At 42.5% G+C, this 19,663-nt stretch carries 20 protein-coding genes and 3 pseudogenes; 14 read left to right on the top strand and 9 right to left on the bottom strand.

Translation table 11 applies throughout. The annotated features are described in order from the left end of the window. Positions 1 to 26 precede the first annotated feature (26 nt). A pseudogene (locus V7K76_RS34590) lies at positions 27 to 330 on the top strand (transposase); the annotation flags it as partial. Between the two features lie 33 nt (positions 331 to 363). Here the strand turns inward: V7K76_RS34590 and V7K76_RS13345 are convergent. After that, positions 364 to 495: a hypothetical protein gene (locus V7K76_RS13345; RefSeq protein ID WP_334776153.1), complete on the bottom strand. Its 132-nt coding sequence runs from the start codon at positions 493 to 495 to the stop codon at positions 364 to 366. An 8-nt stretch (positions 496 to 503) separates the two neighbouring features. Between V7K76_RS13345 and V7K76_RS13340 the strand changes: the two are divergent. The 3 genes and pseudogenes from V7K76_RS13340 to V7K76_RS13330 all read left to right on the top strand — a co-directional run. Further along, positions 504 to 692, top strand: a pseudogene (locus V7K76_RS13340) (transposase); the annotation flags it as partial. A gap of 217 nt (positions 693 to 909) precedes the next feature. Further along, positions 910 to 1,602: a Uma2 family endonuclease gene (locus V7K76_RS13335; protein WP_334776151.1), complete on the top strand. Its 693-nt coding sequence runs from the start codon at positions 910 to 912 to the stop codon at positions 1,600 to 1,602. Positions 1,603 to 1,817: 215 nt separating this feature from the next. Next, positions 1,818 to 3,209 carry a malic enzyme-like NAD(P)-binding protein gene (locus tag V7K76_RS13330; RefSeq protein ID WP_334952062.1) on the top strand — a complete coding sequence of 464 codons (1,392 nt, stop codon included), beginning with the start codon at positions 1,818 to 1,820 and terminating at the stop codon, positions 3,207 to 3,209. A 355-nt stretch (positions 3,210 to 3,564) separates the two neighbouring features. Here the strand turns inward: V7K76_RS13330 and V7K76_RS13325 are convergent, their stop codons facing one another. Then, entirely contained in the window at positions 3,565 to 3,873 is a 309-nt protein-coding gene (locus V7K76_RS13325; protein WP_334776149.1) for a hypothetical protein, read from the bottom strand. A gap of 35 nt (positions 3,874 to 3,908) precedes the next feature. Here V7K76_RS13325 and V7K76_RS13320 point away from each other — a divergent pair, with 35 nt between their 5' ends. Continuing rightward, positions 3,909 to 4,382 (top strand): hypothetical protein, encoded by a 474-nt coding sequence (locus V7K76_RS13320; protein WP_334776148.1) that lies wholly within the window; start codon positions 3,909 to 3,911, stop codon positions 4,380 to 4,382. Here the strand turns inward: V7K76_RS13320 and V7K76_RS13315 are convergent. Continuing rightward, positions 4,364 to 4,744: a hypothetical protein gene (locus V7K76_RS13315; RefSeq protein WP_334776147.1), complete on the bottom strand. Its 381-nt coding sequence runs from the start codon at positions 4,742 to 4,744 to the stop codon at positions 4,364 to 4,366. The genes V7K76_RS13320 and V7K76_RS13315 overlap by 19 nt on opposite strands. Positions 4,745 to 4,966: 222 nt before the next feature. Between V7K76_RS13315 and V7K76_RS13310 the strand changes: the two genes are divergently transcribed. Together V7K76_RS13310 and V7K76_RS13305 are read left to right on the top strand one after the other, a co-directional pair. After that, a complete protein-coding gene (locus V7K76_RS13310) occupies positions 4,967 to 5,113 on the top strand; it encodes a hypothetical protein (protein WP_334776146.1) in 147 nt (48 codons plus the stop codon). Positions 5,114 to 5,194: 81 nt separating this feature from the next. Further along, positions 5,195 to 5,845 (top strand): Uma2 family endonuclease, encoded by a 651-nt coding sequence (locus tag V7K76_RS13305; RefSeq protein ID WP_334776145.1) that lies wholly within the window; start codon positions 5,195 to 5,197, stop codon positions 5,843 to 5,845. Between the two features lie 95 nt (positions 5,846 to 5,940). On the opposite strand, the gene V7K76_RS13300 is transcribed toward V7K76_RS13305, so the two are convergent. Beyond that, entirely contained in the window at positions 5,941 to 6,687 is a 747-nt protein-coding gene (locus V7K76_RS13300; RefSeq protein WP_334776144.1) for a creatininase family protein, read from the bottom strand. A gap of 193 nt (positions 6,688 to 6,880) precedes the next feature. Between V7K76_RS13300 and V7K76_RS13295 the strand changes: the two genes are divergently transcribed. Continuing rightward, positions 6,881 to 7,897 (top strand): potassium channel family protein, encoded by a 1,017-nt coding sequence (locus V7K76_RS13295; protein WP_334776143.1) that lies wholly within the window; start codon positions 6,881 to 6,883, stop codon positions 7,895 to 7,897. Positions 7,898 to 7,953: 56 nt separating this feature from the next. Then, positions 7,954 to 8,172 (top strand): hypothetical protein, encoded by a 219-nt coding sequence (locus V7K76_RS13290; protein WP_334730754.1) that lies wholly within the window; start codon positions 7,954 to 7,956, stop codon positions 8,170 to 8,172. Positions 8,173 to 8,384: 212 nt separating this feature from the next. Here the strand turns inward: V7K76_RS13290 and V7K76_RS13285 are convergent, their stop codons facing one another. The 3 genes and pseudogenes from V7K76_RS13285 to V7K76_RS13275 form a co-directional block, all read right to left on the bottom strand. Next, on the bottom strand, positions 8,385 to 8,942 hold the full coding sequence (locus V7K76_RS13285; RefSeq protein ID WP_334776142.1) for a methylmalonic aciduria and homocystinuria type D protein: 558 nt from the start codon (positions 8,940 to 8,942) through the stop codon (positions 8,385 to 8,387). A 435-nt stretch (positions 8,943 to 9,377) separates the two neighbouring features. After that, positions 9,378 to 9,584: a glycogen debranching protein gene (locus tag V7K76_RS13280; RefSeq protein ID WP_334776141.1), complete on the bottom strand. Its 207-nt coding sequence runs from the start codon at positions 9,582 to 9,584 to the stop codon at positions 9,378 to 9,380. 127 nt (positions 9,585 to 9,711) lie between these two features. Beyond that, a pseudogene (locus V7K76_RS13275) lies at positions 9,712 to 9,884 on the bottom strand (MotA/TolQ/ExbB proton channel family protein); the annotation flags it as partial. A gap of 228 nt (positions 9,885 to 10,112) precedes the next feature. Between V7K76_RS13275 and V7K76_RS13270 the strand changes: the two are divergent. From V7K76_RS13270 to V7K76_RS13260, 3 genes are all read left to right on the top strand, one after another. Then, entirely contained in the window at positions 10,113 to 10,892 is a 780-nt protein-coding gene (locus tag V7K76_RS13270; protein WP_334952067.1) for an ATP-binding protein, read from the top strand. A gap of 142 nt (positions 10,893 to 11,034) precedes the next feature. After that, the gene (locus V7K76_RS13265; RefSeq protein ID WP_334776139.1) at positions 11,035 to 12,795 is read left to right on the top strand and encodes a tetratricopeptide repeat protein; all 1,761 of its coding nucleotides are present in this window, start codon (positions 11,035 to 11,037) and stop codon (positions 12,793 to 12,795) included. Positions 12,796 to 12,825: 30 nt separating this feature from the next. Continuing rightward, the gene (locus tag V7K76_RS13260) at positions 12,826 to 12,951 is read left to right on the top strand and encodes a hypothetical protein (RefSeq protein ID WP_334776138.1); all 126 of its coding nucleotides are present in this window, start codon (positions 12,826 to 12,828) and stop codon (positions 12,949 to 12,951) included. 209 nt (positions 12,952 to 13,160) lie between these two features. On the opposite strand, the gene V7K76_RS13255 is transcribed toward V7K76_RS13260, so the two are convergent. Then, positions 13,161 to 13,808 carry a (2Fe-2S) ferredoxin domain-containing protein gene (locus tag V7K76_RS13255; protein ID WP_334776137.1) on the bottom strand — a complete coding sequence of 216 codons (648 nt, stop codon included), beginning with the start codon at positions 13,806 to 13,808 and terminating at the stop codon, positions 13,161 to 13,163. Positions 13,809 to 13,878: 70 nt separating this feature from the next. Next, positions 13,879 to 14,130 (bottom strand): Asr1405/Asl0597 family protein, encoded by a 252-nt coding sequence (locus tag V7K76_RS13250; protein ID WP_334776136.1) that lies wholly within the window; start codon positions 14,128 to 14,130, stop codon positions 13,879 to 13,881. 766 nt (positions 14,131 to 14,896) lie between these two features. Here V7K76_RS13250 and V7K76_RS13245 point away from each other — a divergent pair. Further along, positions 14,897 to 15,451: a Dps family protein gene (locus V7K76_RS13245; protein WP_334776135.1), complete on the top strand. Its 555-nt coding sequence runs from the start codon at positions 14,897 to 14,899 to the stop codon at positions 15,449 to 15,451. 722 nt (positions 15,452 to 16,173) lie between these two features. Beyond that, on the top strand, positions 16,174 to 19,434 hold the full coding sequence (gene carB, locus V7K76_RS13240; protein ID WP_334952070.1) for a carbamoyl-phosphate synthase large subunit: 3,261 nt from the start codon (positions 16,174 to 16,176) through the stop codon (positions 19,432 to 19,434). Positions 19,435 to 19,663: the final 229 nt, after the last annotated feature.

The raw sequence follows: 19,663 nt of genomic DNA, 5'->3' as shown, positions 1-19,663 counted from the left end.
AAAAAACAAATAGTTTTTTATTCTGAATGCAAGAGCCAAAGTTGAAAATTTTTCTGAGAAGATTACCTCATTGGGAATTAGATGGGGCAGTTTATTTCATTACCTTTAATACTTGGGAAAAGTTAGAACTTAGCCTAGAAGCTAGAGAAATAGTATTTAATTCCTGCTTGTTTTTTGATAAAAACAGATATCAAATATTTGTCTTTGTAGTTATGACAAATCTATGTACATCTGCTCATTCAGCCATTCCTCAAGTCGGAAAATGAGTTTTGGTCATTGAGTAGCATTATGAAAAGTATTAAAGGTTATAGTGGAATGGCACTAAGAAAAGCCTAAAGGCTTGTGTCACCTCGTTCCCAGCCTCTAGGCTGGGAATGTATTCAAAGAGGCTCTGCCTCTCGTCAAGCCCCTGGAGGCGGAGCCTCCCAGAATCCGTTCCCAGCCTGGAGGCTGGGAACCAGTCAGGGCAAGGGCTATATCTTTTCTTAGTGCCATTCGGTTATAGTGCTAAACAAATTCCCCAAGTGATGAAACATATAGGAACAGTTTGGCAAGATGAAAGATATGACCGTATTGTTAGGAATGACGAAGAGTTTCAACAATATTGGGAATATATCAGACAAAATCCTGTAAAAGCAGGACTGTCATCAAGCCCAGAAGATTACCCCTTCTTTTGGCAAGTCCCTGAATAATCTCAATCATGACATTCTCTCTTGTAGGATCACATTCTCTCTTGTGGGGTGGGCATCTTGCCCGCCCAGTAACCAATGGTAAGATACCCACCCTACAAGTTAGTAATAATTTATTTCTTGGAAATTCCTTACCTAAAAACCAATTTTTCCAAGAGAAGACATCGCACTCTGCTATGTTAGATTCAAGCTACAACTCCTACGGATGAGGAATCAAGCAATGACGGCTTCTGTGGAACATGGCTTCAATAATAGCGCTTTTATCCCTCCCTTAGAAAGTGGCGATCGCTTAACCCGCCACGAATTCGAGCGTCGTTATACAGCAATGCCCAATAAAAAAGCAGAATTAATTGAAGGAGTTGTCTACGTGGCATCACCTCTACGTTTTAGAAGTCATGGTTTACCTCATGGAAACTTAATTATCTGGTTAGGGAATTACAAAGTTTCCACCCCAGGCGTAGAACTAGGCGATAATGCTACCGTGCGCTTAGATTTAGATAATGAACCACAGCCTGATATTTTGCTGTTGATAGAAAAAACAGCCAAGGGACAGGCAAATATCAGTGAAGATGATTACGTAGAAGGCGCACCCGAATTAGTAGCAGAAGTAGCTGCCAGTAGTGCATCTATTGATTTATACGACAAAAAACGCGCTTACCGCCGCAACGGAGTACAGGAATACATCGTCTGGAAGACTCTAGAGAATAAGCTCGACTGGTTTTGTTTGCAAAATGGTGAATATTTGCCACTAGTAGCGGATGCAGATGGTGTGATTAAAAGCAAGGTATTTCCAGGTTTGTGGTTAGCTGTCACCCCACTGATTACAGGAGACATGACTACAGTTTTAGCAGTGCTGCAACAAGGGTTAAATTCAAAAGAACATACGGAGTTTCTTGAGCATTTAGCTGACTAAAACTTAATACAAGTGCTTTACTAAGTACAAATATTTACAGAGATAAAATTTAAAAAAAATATCTGGTGTATTTGGGTACAATTACTAAATTGTGACTCATTTATATTAGTAGACGCATTGGTATAAATAAAAATTGTTTCCACTGACTACAAAGCTCAGATTTTAGTTTTGTCTCAATTCAATATAAAATCTAAAACTTAAAATCCTAAATCAATATGGCAAACCTAACACCGAATTCTAGTTTTAGTTTGACACTGCGCTTGCAGATTCCCAATCGTGTAGGGATGTTGGCATCAATAACCCAGGCGATCGCCTCCACTGGCGGTAATCTCGGTCAAATTGATCTAATCGAGCAAACCCGCAAAGAATCCACCCGCGATCTGACTGTGGATGCTGCGAGTACCGAACACGCTGAAACCATTGTGCAAGCAGTCAAAGCATTACCAGACATCAAGTTGCTCAGTGTCTACGATCGCACCTTTAATTTGCATCGCGGTGGCAAAATCAGCATTGTCAGCAGAATTCCCCTGAAGAGTGTTTCCGATTTGGCAATGGCTTACACGCCCGGAGTCGGTCGCATTTGTACAGCGATCGCTCAAGACCCAGAAGAAGTTTACAACTTAACTATCAAACAAAACACTGTTGCCATTGTCACCGATGGTAGTGCCGTTTTGGGTTTGGGAAATCTCGGCCCCGCCGCCGCCCTACCAGTCATGGAAGGTAAAGCAATGCTATTCAAGGAATTTGCTGGGCTAGATGCTTTTCCCATCTGTCTCGCCACCCAAGATACAGAAGAAATTATCCAGACAGTTAAGAATATCGCTCCGGTGTTTGGGGGCGTGAATTTAGAGGATATTGCTGCACCTCGCTGCTTTGAAATTGAAAAGAGATTACGCCAAGAATTAGATATCCCCGTTTTTCACGATGACCAGCACGGTACAGCAATTGTCACCTTGGCAGCATTATTTAATTCCCTGAAACTGGTACATAAATCCTTAGCAGAAATCAAGATTGTGATTAACGGTGCTGGGGCGGCGGGAGTGGCGATCGCTCGGTTACTCCGTAAAGCTGGCGCAGAAAAAATCTGGATGTGCGACTCTAAAGGGATTATCTCTACCAGTCGCACCGATTTGACAGAAGAAAAACTCGAATTTGCGGTGAAAGGTCAGGGCACATTAGCGGGTGCAATGCAAGGGGCAGATGTGTTTATTGGCGTCAGCGCACCAGGAGTTTTGACACCAGAAATGGTGCAATCGATGGCGAAAGATCCAATTGTGTTTGCAATGGCAAATCCCATTCCAGAGATTCAGCCAGAATTAATCAGTCAAGATGTTGCTGTGATTGCGACCGGTCGCAGTGATTACCCAAATCAAATCAATAACGTCCTCGCTTTTCCTGGCGTATTCCGTGGTGCTTTAGATTGTCGGGCACAGACAATTACCATCAAAATGTACTTGGAAGCTGCAAGTGCGATCGCCTCCTTAGTCAAGCCCTCAGACTTAGATCGGGAACACATTATTCCTTCAGTCTTTGATGAGCGTGTCGCCACTGCTGTTGCTGCTGCTGTGCAACGTGCAGCGCGGGAAGAAGGTATTGCTCGGAATTAACCCTCTTTTATCACTTTCGGGAGAGAATAATCTGGAATGCTTACAGCATAAGACTTTTACCAAAAAATCATGATTTCAGCCATTGTGTTAGAAAATAAACGCTCAAATGCCCGTTGTATCTATAGTTCAAAATTTGGCTTTGATTTTTATTTTCCCAGAGTGACAAAACAGGGTTAATTAAAATAATGACTCTTGTGGGATGGTTGTCTCACCCGTCCCACAGAACATTCTTGTATGCAATCTCCTATAGTGAATTGCCACAACCAGCAAACCATTTTTGGTACTCTCCATCATCTTATGATTTTGGTTGTACAACTTGCCTAACAACTAGACATCTCCAGAAATTAAATATGCGTTACCCAGAACCCTTGTAGAGACGTAGCAGTGCTACGTCTCTACGTTCTTTTTCGGAGATGTCTACTTGTTCGTCCAAACCTAATGCTTGGGATATCTGTTCAATGCTCAATCCTAACGCCCATAGCTGAGGTATTGTTTCTAGCTTGCCTTCCTGTTTACCTTCTTCTTTACCCTCTGCAAAAACTTCTTGGTAAAATCTAGTTTGCTTTAACTCACTTAATCCGAACATTTTCCCCATCTCCTCCCGACTCAAGCGCGATCGCCATGCTATCAAGCGAATTAAAATTTTGGTTGTATATGTGGGCACTCTAGATTTAAGAAACTTACTGGAGAGTGATTTCTATGTCTACGACCCCAATTAGTGCAACATTAGCACAAACAGACAGAGATGCTGTGTTGCAAGCCATCGCCACCATTAAAGAAAAGCTACCATTTTTGGTTGATTTGAGTGCCGACGATCGCAAGACTTTACCCAAGATGGGAGATAAGAGTCGGGCGTTTGTGAGTAAAGCATTAGAGGTGGCGGCGCAGAACCCAGAGTTTTTACCGCGATCGTTTGACTTAGAAGAGATGCGGAAGGATGTGCAATTATTTGAAGCGTTGTATCCGGTGTTATTGTCGTTGACGCAGTTACAAGAGTTGGTAGATGATACATCTCTTGCAGTCGGTAGTGAAGCTTATGCAGCCGCGTTACAGGTGTATAACTACGCAAAAGCCAGTGGACAGGGCGCGGGTTTAGATGCAGTAGTTGTGGAAATGGGACAGCGATTTGCTCGTAAACCTGGAAAATCCAAGTCTCAAAAAGCTGCATTGTAGAAAATAGCTCGGTAGTTGCACTTAAAAAGTGTAACTTTGAAGCTCAGAAATTGGATGTTGGAGTTAAAAGCACGACATTCCGAGTTCTGAGCTTGTTTTTTTGAGTTCAAAGGCTCAACGTTCGAGCAAAAAGGTGCAACTTCCGAGTTCAAAGGCTCAACGTTCGAGCAAAAAGGTGCAACTTCCGAGTTCAAAGGCTCAACGTTCAAGCAAAAAGGTGCAACTTCCGAGTTCAAAGGCTCAACGTTCGAGTAAAAAGGTGCAACTTCCGAGTTCAGAGGCTCAACAGTCGAGCAAAAAGGTGCAACTTCCGAGTTCAAAGGTGCAACGTTCGAGTAAAAAGGTGCAACTTCCGAGTTCAAAGGCTCAACGTTCGAGATAAAAGCTTAATTTTTGAAGTTCAGCAGTCTGGAATTTGAGCTAAAGTCTTAATATCTCAGGAGTTGAACCTAAAGAATTTAGTAGACGCTTGATATTTCAAGGTTTATTTACAGGAGATTGTGTATAACTACTGTGAAAGGGGCATCCTGAAAATTAGCCTCTAATTATAGAGCTTCCAGTATGGCAAGCAAAGAGATATACTAATGAATCCCTTAGAAACCTACCTCCAAGAATTGCGTGATATTCGGTCTACAGGTGCTGCGGTTAAAGAAACTTCCTATTACGGTGCGCTGGAACGGTTGTTTAATAGTTTAGGGAAAGACTTGAAACCTATCTGCCCAAGTCCCTGATGAAGAATGGCAAAAACTACCTACTGACTTAGCTAGGAGATTTGATTACTATCAGAAACAGAAACGCATAAGGGTTAGGCAATGAGTGAAACTCAGACCCAGTTACCGACAGATACATGGATTTACACTTCTTGGCAGGAGTATGAGCAGATAGTCGCTAACTTACTCAACGAGAAGGCAAAGAGTTACTACTATAAGGGGCACATGAGGCTGGAGATGGCACCAGTTAGTTTTGATCATGGTCAAGACCATGTTGTAATTATTTTTGCAGTGACTCTATTTGCAGCACTTAAAGGGATTCTAGCCACAGGTTTAGACACCACTACCTTTCGTAAAACTGGTGTTCAGGATTGTCAGCCCGATGTGGCGTATTACCTCAGAGAACGCGCCCAAGCTATCCCAGCAGGTACAGGAATTGTCAACCTCGATCGCTATCCTGCACCAGATTTAGTGATTGAAATTGCGAAAACATCCCTGTTGGATGATTTGGGTACAAAGCGATCGCTCTATGAAGAGTTGGGTGTTACTGAATACTGGGTAGTAGATGTCCAAAATGCAGAAATTATAGCTTATGCGATCGCAGATCAAGGCAGTAAACGTATTCAAGAATCACAGCTATTGCCTGGTTTGGCAATGTCTATTTTAGAAGAAGCCTTACGCCGTAGCCGTGAAATGAGTCAATCTGAAGTTGGAACTTGGTTATTGAGCCAGTTTCAGCAAAAGCAGGAATAAATTAGAATTACCAGGCACCGTCTGGCAATTCTTGATGGTATAGAGCAATCAGATTTATCTGTAGAATTAATCCAAAATCCAAAATTGTTTGACTTTTATTCTGCGTTCACAAATTCCAAATACCCACTGCTAAGTTCTTTCACCGCCAAATCATAAAATTGCTTACCATGTTCAGGCGTTGCTAAAGCCGGATTTGAACCCATACGTCCATCTGGATAACGCACTCGAAAGTCAGCAGCGCTATAAATCCGATGTCCCCTTGCAACTTCTGGTGAAAGGTATGCTTGCTTAATCGCCTCTGGATAAACATACTGAGTGAGCGCTACTTCACTTGGCGTTGCATGAGAGCCTTCTTGATCACCATATAATTCTTTAGCTAGCTTATATACAGAACCGCACATAAACCAGTTTGCCACTTGACATTGCACTTGTTGAGCATTGGGAATCTGCAAATCTTCTAAGTGCGCGTAAGTTTCGGAGAAAGCCGCTTTCAGGGTGGCGATGTTCCCACCATGTCCGTTGATAAAGTAGAACCTGCTAAAACCAGCTTTGGCTAAACAAGTTACATAATCTCGCACTACTTGAATTAAAGTGCTGGGACGCAGACTGATTGAGCCAGGAAAAGCAGTATGGTGCAGTGCCATGCCCACATTGATTGTAGGGCCAACGATCGCTTGGGTTGCATCACCTACACCAGCTGCGATCGCTTCTGCACAAATAGCATCAGTACCAATTAACCCCGTTGGCCCATGTTGTTCTGTGGAACCAATAGGGAAAATAATCCCCTTTGACTGCTGTAAATAAGCTTCGACTTCTTGCCAAGTACTTAAATGCAGTAACATTTTTGACGATTTCCCTTAATAAAATAATCTCTGATCCACCCGATTTCTTCTTGCCCACTTACTCAGTTTAAATATACTAAAAAGGACGAATGCTAAAAAGCTAGCAGAAAACTAGAAAAAGTAGGTTAAAAGTACTATTGTTACCTCATTTTCAACACTTGAGCAAAAATATCAGCGTATCCAAAAGGAGTTAATGGCTGGGGCGATCGCTCTTGGCGGTGTTTTCCTCATTGGTACTTTGTGGTACTGGTTAGTGGAAGGCTGGTCATGGGAAGACGCAGCTTATATGACAGTCATCACTTTAGCCACTGTGGGATACGGAGAGACTCACCCACTGGGTAGCCGAGGAAGATTGTTTACAATTGCCTTGATTTTGTTGGGTGTAGTCAATATCGGTTACATTGTCAACAGATTTACAGAAGCGATCATTCAAGGCTACTTTCAAGAAGGAATTCGGCTACAGCAACAGAGGCGGTTAATGGAATCTCTAACAGAACATTACATCATCTGTGGATTTAGCCGCACTGGTCGTCAAATTGCCAAGGAATTTCGGGCAGAAGACGCACCTTTTGTAGTGATTGATGCTGACATGGAATCTGTACAAAGGGCGCAGACTGAAGGTTACACGGCATATCAAGGTGACGCTACCCTAGATGACACACTTCTGAAAGTTGGTATTGAACGGGCGATTTGTATTGTTGCTGCCCTTCCTTCAGATGCCGAAAATTTATATATTGTTTTATCAGCAAAAACACTGAATTCGGGAATTCGGGTAATTGCACGGGCAAGTACAGAAGAAGCTTTGCAGAAGTTACGACGCGGTGGTGCAGATGAAGTTATATCCCCCTATATCACTGGTGGGAAACGTATGGCTGCTGCGGCTCTCAGACCCCAAGTCTTAGATTTTGTAGATGGAATTTTGACAGGTGCAGACCGTCAGTTGTATATGGAAGAATTTTTACTCGATCCGGCTTTTTGTCCCTTTGTGGGTCAAAGTTTGCAAAAAGCGAGATTGCGATCGCAATCTGGGGCATTAGTCCTAGCAATTCGCCGTCTTGATGGGACTCTCATCGGTGGCCCCACTGGCGATACGGTGTTAATGCCAGGCGATCGGCTAATTGGTATGGGTACAGCAGAACAGTTACGGAGTCTGAATCAAATTCTCGGCCCAATTGGTTCTCAGAAATTGCGACGACCGAAAAATAGTTGAGGGCAGATATCAGATAATTTCTGTAGACAAAAAGTTTTAAAAAAATAGGTATTGATATGAATACAAATTTAGAAGATTTCTCATATCTATGGAATGGCCAAGAACCTGATTGGGCACTGTTAAAATTTTATGCCTCACCTTCAGAAAAAGAACCAAGATATGTAATTGTCAACACGAAAACTAAGCGAGCTTTGCTAACTCACGATGATACTCTGTATCAGCATCTAAAACAAACTATGCTTGAGAAAAAAGTTCGCATTGTATCAGATTTATGATTTTGATTATACTATTAGTGTCTGTGTGGCATCTTTTTGGATATCAAAAATCTGATTTCTATCTTGCGGTTGGGCTAGGTAAATTTTGATGTGATTAGGCTGTGTTTTAGTCATTATTAGGTTTTAACACATCTTTTGATACATTATGCTTAACTCAACCACTGAAAAATATTAGCTTTTCTAACCAATGCCCAACGACAAATTACAAATGACTAATAATCAATTTCTCTCCACCCATGCATAGCTGCTATGCCTTTTGTAACCCATTCGATCACAATTGGGGGAGCTTCTGATATCAAAATGCTAGGATAAACTGCTGCACCCCAATCGGGATGAATTAATACACGGCATTGATTTTTGATCACTGGATAGTTGAGCAAAGCTTTGACAACTGCTGTGTCATCGTGGGGAATTGCTCCGGGATGGGAGAGTAAAGGATAGCCTGTACGAGGGTCGATTAGGTCTGTTAAATAGCCGCGATCGCGTAGATTAAATGCTAAATCGCAGCCAAATCTCATAAACTTTTCTCGCAAGCGTTCTTTCTCTGTCTCTACTTCTGCTGTTTTTTCAACTAATTGATAACGCGATTGTTGTAAAACAATCACTACCCGTAAAAATGGCTGTCGTTTCCAATCTGGTAATATCCGTTCGCAGTTGGCACAGATATATTGACTGGGAGGATGAATTGAAATTTGAACCGCTTGTCCCGCTTCACCAACTAAATTAATGGGACAGGCTTGCTCCGGAGTGTAAACCTTGGGATAGTTCACTAAATTGATTCGGTTTATACAAAATTTTTAATTTAATCTCTGCTATAGATAATAACTCTTAAAAGTTCCAAAAAAGCATCATTTTTCTCTAATATGCTGCTTTTTTTCCAAGTAGTTACTAATAATTTGAGAATTTTAATCCTAATTTTAACCTTTATTAACCTGTTCTAATGGGATTTACTGCGATCGCTGTAGGCGTTGGCATAGGTGCAGCTGTCGTAGACAAGCGATGCCTATGGCGGGCTACGCCTACGCGCCTGAAATATGGTCAATCAAAATCCCAAAAAATAACCTCCATCCCATATAATTTGCAGTCAAAACCAAAATGATATAGCTGTCAGCAAAACTTGATTAGACAGATGTCTAGTTAAGCAAAGGGTGTGAGAGTTTTGCCAAAGGCATTCAGCTATGCAGCCTACTTTCCATAACACCCAATTAATTGAGTTTTAAAGAATTCACTGGAACTTCATCCCAAGAATCAACTGTCCGTAATCGCGCTACCCAACCTGCGGACTTTTGCGTCTCGGTCAAATTATTCTCAAAAGAATCATGACAATCTTTAGCTTGAGATTCATTACAAGTGGCAATACAGGCATGAATCATCCCAGACGGATCAATTTGCTCATTTACCCAAATGGTCATAGAATATTACCTCAAAAACTTTAGCAAAAAAGCTATTTGCCATTTTAGAATACTATTAAAATCAAAACTACTTGTAGCAAACTAATCCCAATTACTAGCTACTAATTTACAATTAGCCAGTTCCACTTCATTTGGTAGGCAGGTATGATTGATTTCCTCTTTCATAGCGGCTACGGTAGAGTAATTCAACTGTCCACCATATTCCTGAATATAGGGAATCTGGCGCTGATAGAGTCCTCGAAAGGTATTGGCAAATAAAAGGGTAAAAATTGCTACTACCAATCCTGATGCTGTTTGTAAACTTGCTAAAATACACATAATTGTTATGCCCTTTTCGCGTTTTGTATCTAAAGATTTTTGAAACCCGTGTAGGCGGGTTTTGTCTGTGTAGCCGCGACTTCTAGTCGCCAGGATTTTTGAGCCTCAGAAGGTCAACGCATAAAAATTACCTAGAAAAAGTCTGATAAAATCCGAAATACACCTTGTATATTTAGTAGTTATCATTAGCACCTCAAATTAAATCTTGTAATGAACCCACAAAACAAGCCCAAGAGTTTACAAGATATTCTTAAGCAGCGTCAGCAATCAGGTTTTGTGGGTCGTGAAGACCAAATAAACCAATTTCGCCAAAATCTAGCATTATCCCCAGAAGACGATCGCCGTCGTTTTCTTTATAACGTTTGGGGTCAAGGTGGAGTTGGTAAAAGCACTCTGTTACGGCAGTTTCGTAAAATTGCTGACGAAGCAAAAATTATTTCCGCTTACATCGATGAAGCTGAAAAAACTATACCAGAAGTTATGGGTCGTTTAGCTGAGGAGTTAGAACGGCAAGGTCATAAACTAACGCAGTTTACAGAACGCTACAAAGTTTACCGTCAAAAGCGCCAAGAATTAGAAACCGATCCAGACGCTCCTCAAGGTTTTTCCGCTTTTGTCGGGAAAACTATGGTAAAAACTGGTGTGCGTCTGGCGCGTCGAGTTCCTGTTGGCGGTGCTGTATTTGACTTTGTAGATGAGGATGCTTTCGCTACCCAAGCCGGAGAATGGGCATCTTATGTTGCCAAGAAAATAACAAATAAAGACGAGGTGCGTTTAGTTCAAGAACCTGAAGAAGTGCTGACGCCGCTATTTTTGCAAGATATTTTTAAAATTGCTAAAGAAACTGCCGTTGTTTTGTTTTTTGATACTTATGAACGCACAGGAGAATTTCTAGATAACTGGCTACGGGAAATTTTGGAGGGTCGCCACGGAGAAGTATCTCTCAATATATTGATAGCGATCGCCGGTCGGCATGAATTAGATAGATAAAAATCATTGGGCACCTTACGAGGGGTTAATAGTTCGTTTCTCTCTGGAACCCTTTACAGAAGAAGAAGCCCAACAATATTTAACTCGCAAAGATATTACCAATAGTCAGGTTGTAGAAACGATTTTGCGCCTTTCTGGAAATTTGCCCCTGCTAGTAGGAATGCTAGCAGATGCTCATCCCAATGACCCTAACCAAGTAGTTGAGCCTAGCAGTAGTGCTGTAGAACGCTTTTTAAAATGGATTGACGACCCCAAGCGGCGACAAGTGGCGCTCGATGCTGCTATTCCTCGGTGTTTGAATCGGGATGTTATGGCCAAGTTGAGAGGAGAAGAAGAAGCGGATGAACTGTTTACTTGGCTGAAAGAAACATCCTTTGTCAACGAACGTACCGATGGTTGGGCTTATCATGATGTCGTTAAAACGCAAATGTTACGCCACAAGCGCCTTTCATCGCCGCAAGGTTGGGCTGACATACATGGTAAGTTGGCAGAATATTATAACGGTCTGCGGAATGATCTGCAATTGTCACAAGAGGAAAAACAGCGCGATCCTAGCTGGCAAAGTCACACTTTAAATGTGTTATACCACAGGTTATGTCAGTCACCGCAAAAGAGTTTATCTCTAGCTCTCAATGAATTTTTGGCTGCACTCAAAAATCAACGCAAATTTGCACAACAATATGCAGAAACGATGCTTCAGGCTGGTAAAGATGCGGATTCTGCTGAAGTTAAGGTTTGGGGTGAGCAACTAGCTAATGGGTTAAAAGCTTATGAGGAGAAACTTTATCAAGTTACATTAGAAATCTTTACCGCAGTCTTAGAGAATTCTAGGATTGAAGTAAAATGGCAACCAATTGCTTTAGGTTGGCGCGGTGAAACTTACTTTTTTATGGAGCGTTACCCAGAAGCCCTACAAGATTTTGACCGCGCAATTGAACTAGATCCCAAATATGACTGGGTGATCGCAAATCGCGCTTTCACTTACCGTTTAATGGAGCGTTACACCGAAGCCCTACAAGATTTTGACCGCGCCATTGAACTAGACCCCAAATCTGCCGGGGCGATAGCAGGTCGCGGTCAAACATACAAATCAATGGAGCGTTACACCCAAGCACTGCAAGATTTTGACCGCGCCATTGAACTAGACCCCAAACTTGACTGGGCGATAGCAGGTCGCGGTCAAATATACAAATCAATGGAGCGTTACCTAGAAGCCCTACAAGATTTTGACCGCGCCATTGAACTTAATCCCAAATATGACTGGGCGATCACAAGTCGTGGTGAAACTTACCGTTTAATGGAGCGTTACACCGAAGCCCTACAAGATTTTGACCGCGCTATTGAACTTAACCCCAAATCTAAATCTGCCTGGGCGATCGCATTTCGCGGTGAAACTTACCGTTTAATGGAGCGTTATACTGAAGCCCTACAAGATTTTGACCGCGCTATTGAACTTTACCCCAAATATGACTGGGCGATCGCAAGTCGCGGTGAAACTTACCTGATGCTTAAGCTATATAATGAGGCTCTCGCAGATTTCAACCGCGCTATTAACTTAGATTCTGAAAGTAATTGGAGATTGTATAATCGTGCTTTAGCCTACCAAGCCCTTAACTTAGCAGATAAAGCACGGGCTGACTTAGCACTTGCCATCAAGCTTGCTAAACAGAATTACGAAAAAGATGCTAAAAACTGGCGTAATGCCTTTAATTTAGCCCTTTACTATTTGGCTTCTCATTATACTCAACCAGCAGAGCAGTTATATCGCTATGCTATATCTCAAAATGCTTCTTCAGAATCTATTCGTGAAGCTATCCAAAACCTTAATGACTTTTTAACCGTGTTCCCTAACCATGTGCAGGCTACATCATTGCGACAGTTGTTGCAGTCTTCTCTAACTTAGGTTGTGAATTTTCAGTAGAAATATGAAGCGATGCCTACGCTTTTACAACTGTACCTAACTCATGACAAAGTGCATTGCGATCGCTTCATTCCCAACTTTTGCAAAAGCTTGGCAAAAATTCCCCCTGAAGGTGAAGAACCTGCACTACGTTGTTAGGGTGTGAGTAAGCGATCGTAAGATTCCGGTTAAAAATTGCTCAATAGAAACCCTTCGACTCAAAAAACTGGCCTTAATTAAAGCCAGTTTTTTGATTTTATTGCTAACTTCTAGCAAATTTTACAGCCGAGCATTAATGGAAATGGAACACACTTAATGAAGATATTATTAAGCTTCCTCATTGAAATGTCAAGATTTAACTAATTTTTTCAGCCAAACTTACCGTTAGATATCGCTACTTCCCTTACATTCTCAGGCTTTGCTGGTAAATTCTTGTCACCAAAATGCTGATTCATCAGCGCCGGGATTTGTGAAGCTTGAATTCGGCTATGGCGAGTTTTATCTGGCATAACTAGGTTTGGCCCAGCTTTACAGTTTTTCATACAACCAGTGCCCTTGATTGTAACTTGGTCTTCTAAACCGCGATCGCTTAAAGCCGCCTCCAATGCCTGACAAACTCCGTTACCACCACGTTTCATACAATCAGACTTTTGACACACCAAAATCGTGGCCTTGGTCTTAGCTGGTTTTGCCTTAACATTATCAATAGATGGGGGTTCTTGTGGTGCTGCGATCGTTTGAACTCTCGCCATTTCAGGATTCGCCGCCATCACACGTTCAGCTTTCAGTGTAACTTTGTCTTTTTTTATATCGTGTTCTTTATAACCAACCACTTGTAGCCAAGTACCTGCTGGTAGCCGCAAATCAAAAGCAGCCCGTAAATGTTTAGCAAGTTTAACGTAGCATTCACCCTCATGAGTACTCAGCAGTAAACCTTTGAGCTTATAGCCATCTTTAATAACAAAATTTATAAACCTGCCTTCAAGGCAAAATTCTGAACTTTGAGATACACCCATTTTTTTGACCTCCTTTTAACTAATACAAGCTATCAAGCAATAAATTCTCAGCAGTACCAACAGATTAGAACTATTGATAGCGATTCTGCCAGCAGCACTCAAGAGTCCAAATCTGGTCTTGACGAGAGACTGTAAATCGCCGTATCACACTCCAAAGTTGAACAGCCGCAGTCGGATTGCTAATTTCAACTCTCAATGGCTGGTTAGCCGCACAACTACAGGGAATGTCTAACTCCTTTAGGCGTTGATAGACTTGCCAGCGATCGGCCCAATTCACCTCTACAAGGTGACTTATTTCTATTTCTGAACTAAACGATTTCAAGAAATTGCCCTCAAAGTGCAACAAAATTCCAGTAAGCACCCCAATTTAACTCCCAGCTTTTTCAAAATCTTAGGAGTATAACCTCTTAAAACCAGCATAGCTTAAGTGCCAAGAATTCTCATTAATTTTGGAAAAAAATAAAATTTTGTAGCGATCGCATCAGGCAGAAATCAAGTCAAAATTCTTACATTGTTCGCGCAGTGGTCGTTGAGACTTCTCCAAGCGTGTCTCGTAAAGAAGAAAAACACTAGGAGACATTATAAATTTAGGGACTTCCAAATAAAAAATACTCAACTACTTCTTGTAGGGTGGACATCTTGTCCACCCCACAAGATTGAATAATTTATTTGTTGGAAGTCCCTTAACGTCCCACAGAGCGAGAGATGAAGGAGAAAATTTTACCTTGTCTTCCCCATGTCTCTACCTTGAAAAACATTCACATTACAACCTATTTGTCAATATCGATAGTGATATATATTATGCAATTTAACAAACTCCGTGGGTTTAAGTCCCCCGGTTCAATAACCGGCAAGTTTTGGGTCGGGGTCTAAATCCCCGTCACAAAACTTACTTGCGACTTGCGACTTGCGACTTGCGACTTGTTTTAATGAGAGTACCATCATCCACCAAACAACAAACTAGAGATTTTTGGTAGGTAAAAATACAAAATCTTGTGATGGCACATTGGCTTGCTCTTATTATTAAAATGTTAATATGTAAGCAATGAGCAGTTAAAATCTATAGCTGCTAAAAAGCGAGGAGAACAATGTCTGAAACGCAAACTTTGTTACGAAATTTTGGTCATGTATATGACAATCCTGTATTGCTGGATCACAGCGTAACTGCTCCAGTAACAGAAGGATTTAACGTTATATTAGCTAGTTTCCAGGCACTGTACTTGCAGTACCAGAAGCATCATTTTGTAGTTGAAGGCTCAGAATTTTATTCTCTGCACGAGTTTTTCAACGAAAGCTATGACCAAGTACAAGACCATATCCATGAAATTGGAGAACGCTTGGACGGGCTAGGTGGTGTGCCAGTAGCGACCTTTAGCAAATTAGCAGAATTAACTGTTTTTGAGCAAGAATCTGAGGGCGTATATTCCTCCCGCCAAATGGTGGAAAATGACCTAGCTGCTGAACAAGCGATTATTGGTGTAATTCGCCGCCAAGCTGCTCAGGCAGAGAGTTTAGGCGATCGGGGTACACGCTATCTGTACGAAAAGATTTTGTTGAAAACTGAGGAACGTGCTTATCATTTGTCACACTTCCTCGCTAAAGACAGCTTAACCTTAGGATTTGTCCAAGCTGCTCAAAGCTAAAACTCTCATAATCTAGATTTATCTACCTAGACTGAAAGAAAAAGTTGGCAGCACTAACCCTTAAAATATTATAAAAAATGGCAGAGAATGTTATCCCTATATCTCTGCCATTTTTAATTTAAGTAAACATATTTACATAATATTTAACATTGATAATCTTTAGCAATTAGCTAGTGAAAACAAATTCCTATCTAAGTAATCTATCTGTGCATAAATAAGTGAATGGATATAGAGCATAATAAATCACCAGTTGTTGAAAAGCATTATCCGGTTAAATAATAAATATTTGCAAAAGCTTTAAAAATTTAAGCATCACAATTAAATAAAATTAGAAATACAAAATAATTGTTGGGGACTGGGGACTGGGGATTGGGGACTGGGTATTGAATATTTGAAAAACTTTTTCCTAGTCCCAGTCCCTAGTACAAGAAGGCAAAAGTAAAAAGGCAAAAGTAAAAAGAAAGAATGCTTATTTTGTAGGCTTTCTGACTATTTTAAATGGGTGGTTTATTTACGCCGTGTTGTACTAGTCCCCAATCCCCAGTCCCCAATCCCCAGTCCCCAGTCCCTAGTCCCCAATCCCTAGTCCCTAGTCCCCAGTCCCCAGTCCCCCCTCCCTCTCTATCATCAAACTTAGAAAACTTAATAATAAAAAGCACGATGGGGGGTAAAGACCCTTAAAATGATCAGGATTTGTATTCTCGTATTTCAAGGCAACGACTATGCCCCGCCGTGACGACCTCCGGAAGATTCTACTGTTAGGCTCTGGTCCAATTGTGATTGGACAAGCCTGTGAGTTTGACTACTCTGGCACTCAAGCCTGCAAAGCGCTCCGAGAAGAAGGCTATGAAGTGGTTTTGGTCAACTCCAATCCTGCAACGATTATGACCGACCCGGAAACGGCCGATCGCACTTACATTGAGCCGCTAACACCAGAATTGGTCGAAAAAGTCATTGAAAAAGAACGCCCCGATGCTTTATTACCAACAATGGGAGGACAAACCGCCCTCAACCTCGCCGTTGCTTTAGCCAAAAATGGCGTGTTGGAAAAGTACGGTGTTGAATTAATCGGCGCTAAACTCCCAGCGATCGAAAAAGCCGAAGATCGAAAGCTGTTTGGTGAAGCAATGGCAAGGATTGGGGTAGCTGTTTGTCCCAGCGATACAGCCGAATCTTTAGAAGAAGCCAAAGCTGTTGCCCGCCAAATTGGTACTTATCCCCTAATTATTCGTCCAGCCTTCACAATGGGCGGAAGTGGCGGCGGTATTGCCTACAACCAAGAAGAATTTGAAGAAATGGCACAGGTTGGTATAGATGCTAGCCCGGTTTCGCAAATTCTCATTGACCAGTCTTTACTCGGCTGGAAAGAATATGAGCTTGAAGTGATGCGTGACTTGGCAGATAACGTGGTGATTATCTGCTCCATCGAAAACCTTGATCCAATGGGCATTCACACCGGGGACTCTATTACCGTCGCTCCCGCGCAAACCCTCACTGATAAAGAATATCAAAGGCTGCGGGATATGGCAATTAAAATCATCCGCGAGATCGGGGTGGAAACTGGCGGTTCTAATATCCAGTTTGCCGTCAATCCAGTTAATGGGGATGTGGTTGTAATTGAGATGAACCCCCGCGTTTCCCGCAGTTCGGCTTTATCTTCTAAAGCCACCGGTTTCCCCATTGCCAAAATGGCCGCAAAATTGGCTGTGGGTTACACCTTGGATGAAATTAAAAATGACATCACCAAGAAAACTCCCGCATCCTTTGAGCCGACAATTGACTATGTGGTGACAAAAATCCCCCGCTTTGCCTTTGAAAAGTTCCCCGGTTCCGACCCAGTGCTGACAACTCAAATGAAGTCTGTCGGGGAAGCGATGGCAATTGGGCGGACTTTCAACGAATCCTTTCAAAAGGCACTGCGATCGCTCGAAACCGGACGCGCGGGTTGGGGTTGCGACAAAGCCGAAAAATTACCCAGTGGTGAACAAATCCGCGCCCAACTACGAACACCTAACCCCGATCGCATTTTCGCTGTGCGTCATGCCTTGCAGCAAGGGATGACCATTGAAGAAATCTATGAACTCACTGGTATTGACCGATGGTTCTTAGATAAATTGCAGCAACTCCTAGAGGTCGAAAAATTCCTGAAGCGGACACCCTTGCAGCAATTGACAAAAGAGCAACTTTATGAAGTGAAGCGGGATGGATATAGCGATCGCCAGATTGCTTATGCCACCAAAACCACCGAAGATGAAGTTCGTGCTTACCGCAAATCACTAGGAATTATCCCAGTTTACAAAACCGTAGATACCTGCGCTGCCGAATTTGAAGCCTTTACCCCCTACTACTATTCTACCTACGAAGAAGAAACAGAGGTAATGCCCGCAACCAAGCCAAAAGTGTTGATTTTGGGTGGTGGCCCCAACCGCATTGGACAGGGAATTGAGTTTGACTATTGTTGTTGTCACGCCGCTTATGCCTTGAAGGATGCGGGCTATGAGACAATTATGGTCAACTCTAACCCAGAGACAGTTTCGACAGATTACGATACTAGCGATCGCCTTTACTTTGAGCCTTTAACAAAAGAAGATGTCCTTAACATCATCGAAACTGAAAATCCAGTTGGGGTAATTATCCAGTTTGGCGGACAAACCCCGCTAAAGTTGGCTATCCCATTACAAGAATTCCTTAGCAATAGCACCTCTGGACTAATCACTAAAATTTGGGGTACATCACCAGATTCTATCGACATGGCAGAAAACCGGGAGCGGTTTGAAAAGATTCTCCAACAGTTGAATATTTCCCAACCGCCCAATGGTATCGCTCGGAGTTACGAAGACGCGCTGATTGTTGCCAAACGTATAGGCTATCCGGTGGTGGTGCGTCCCAGCTATGTGTTAGGGGGACGGGCGATGGAAATCGTTTATTCCGATGCTGAGTTGGAACGCTACATGACCTTTGCGGTACTAGTGGAACCAGAACATCCGATTTTGATTGATAAGTTTTTGGAAAACGCCATTGAAGTCGATGTTGATGCGATCGCCGATCATACCGGACGGGTAGTGATTGGTGGTATTATGGAACACATCGAACAAGCGGGTATTCACTCAGGAGATTCCGCTTGTTCTTTACCCTCCATTTCCCTATCACCAGCAGTTCTCAATCAAATTCGCACTTGGACGGTGCAGCTAGCACAAGCGCTGTCAGTCGTCGGGTTGATGAATATTCAGTTTGCTGTTGTTGGTGCAAGCAGCTATTCTCCCCAAGTTTATATTCTCGAAGCTAATCCCCGCGCCTCCCGCACAGTGCCCTTTGTATCTAAAGCGACAGGGGTACAGTTAGCGAAATTAGCATCCTTAATTATGTCAGGCAAAACCTTAGAGGAGCTACACTTCACTGAGGAAGTCATACCCACACATATTGCTGTAAAAGAAGCAGTATTACCCTTTAATAAATTCCCTGGAACTGATACAATATTAGGCCCAGAAATGAGATCCACTGGTGAGGTGATGGGGATTGACAGCGACTTTGGCCGTGCCTTTGCCAAAGCAGAATTAGGTGCTGGGGAGCGTTTACCGCTAACGGGAACTGTATTTGTATCAATGAGCGATCGCGATAAAGCTGCTGCAAGTGGTGTGGTGAAGGAATTTATCGATTTGGGCTTTACAGTGATGGCTACCCTTGGTACACGCCGAGTTCTTCTCGAACAGGGATTAAATATTGAGTTGGTGCTGAAACTCCATGAAGGTCGTCCCCACGTTTTAGATGCAATCAAAAACCAAAAAATCCAAATTATTATCAACACACCATCCGGGGAAGAAGCCCAGACTGATGCTAGGTTAATCCGCCGCACAGCCTTAGCTTACAAAATTCCCATCATTACTACCATCGCGGGCGCAAAAGCTACCGTCGCCGCCATCCGTTCCTTACAAAATACGACTTTGGACGTAAAAACCATCCAAGAGTACTGTGCGAGGGAGTAGGGAGTAGAGACTGGGGACTAGGGACTAGGGACTGGGGACTAGGGACTAGGGACTGGGGACTAGGGACTAGGGACTGGGGACTAGGGACTGGGGACTAGGGACTAGGGACTAGGAAAAAGTTTTTCAAATAAATCCCCAATCCCCAATCCCCAATCCCCAATCCCCAATCCCCAATCCCCAATCCCCAATCCCCAATCCCCAATCCCCAATCCCCAATCCCCAATCCCCA

Origin of the sequence: Nostoc sp. (assembly GCF_036917975.1) — a bacterium.
GTDB lineage: Bacteria > Cyanobacteriota > Cyanobacteriia > Cyanobacteriales > Nostocaceae > Nostoc.
The sequence above is the reverse complement of the archived record's forward strand: the minus strand, read 5'-3'. Positions and strand labels throughout refer to the sequence as shown.

Coding starts and splice junctions, on each gene's coding strand:
- V7K76_RS13345 (WP_334776153.1), bottom strand. CDS start 495: ATGGCACTAAGAAAAGATATAGCCCTTGCCCTGACTGGTTCCCAGCCT.
- V7K76_RS13335 (WP_334776151.1), top strand. CDS start 910: ATGACGGCTTCTGTGGAACATGGCTTCAATAATAGCGCTTTTATCCCT.
- V7K76_RS13330 (WP_334952062.1), top strand. CDS start 1,818: ATGGCAAACCTAACACCGAATTCTAGTTTTAGTTTGACACTGCGCTTG.
- V7K76_RS13320 (WP_334776148.1), top strand. CDS start 3,909: ATGTCTACGACCCCAATTAGTGCAACATTAGCACAAACAGACAGAGAT.
- V7K76_RS13310 (WP_334776146.1), top strand. CDS start 4,967: ATGAATCCCTTAGAAACCTACCTCCAAGAATTGCGTGATATTCGGTCT.
- V7K76_RS13305 (WP_334776145.1), top strand. CDS start 5,195: ATGAGTGAAACTCAGACCCAGTTACCGACAGATACATGGATTTACACT.
- V7K76_RS13300 (WP_334776144.1), bottom strand. CDS start 6,687: ATGTTACTGCATTTAAGTACTTGGCAAGAAGTCGAAGCTTATTTACAG.
- V7K76_RS13295 (WP_334776143.1), top strand. CDS start 6,881: ATGGCTGGGGCGATCGCTCTTGGCGGTGTTTTCCTCATTGGTACTTTG.
- V7K76_RS13290 (WP_334730754.1), top strand. CDS start 7,954: ATGAATACAAATTTAGAAGATTTCTCATATCTATGGAATGGCCAAGAA.
- V7K76_RS13280 (WP_334776141.1), bottom strand. CDS start 9,584: ATGACCATTTGGGTAAATGAGCAAATTGATCCGTCTGGGATGATTCAT.
- V7K76_RS13270 (WP_334952067.1), top strand. CDS start 10,113: ATGAACCCACAAAACAAGCCCAAGAGTTTACAAGATATTCTTAAGCAG.
- V7K76_RS13260 (WP_334776138.1), top strand. CDS start 12,826: ATGCCTACGCTTTTACAACTGTACCTAACTCATGACAAAGTGCATTGC.
- V7K76_RS13255 (WP_334776137.1), bottom strand. CDS start 13,808: ATGGGTGTATCTCAAAGTTCAGAATTTTGCCTTGAAGGCAGGTTTATA.
- V7K76_RS13245 (WP_334776135.1), top strand. CDS start 14,897: ATGTCTGAAACGCAAACTTTGTTACGAAATTTTGGTCATGTATATGAC.
- carB (WP_334952070.1), top strand. CDS start 16,174: ATGCCCCGCCGTGACGACCTCCGGAAGATTCTACTGTTAGGCTCTGGT.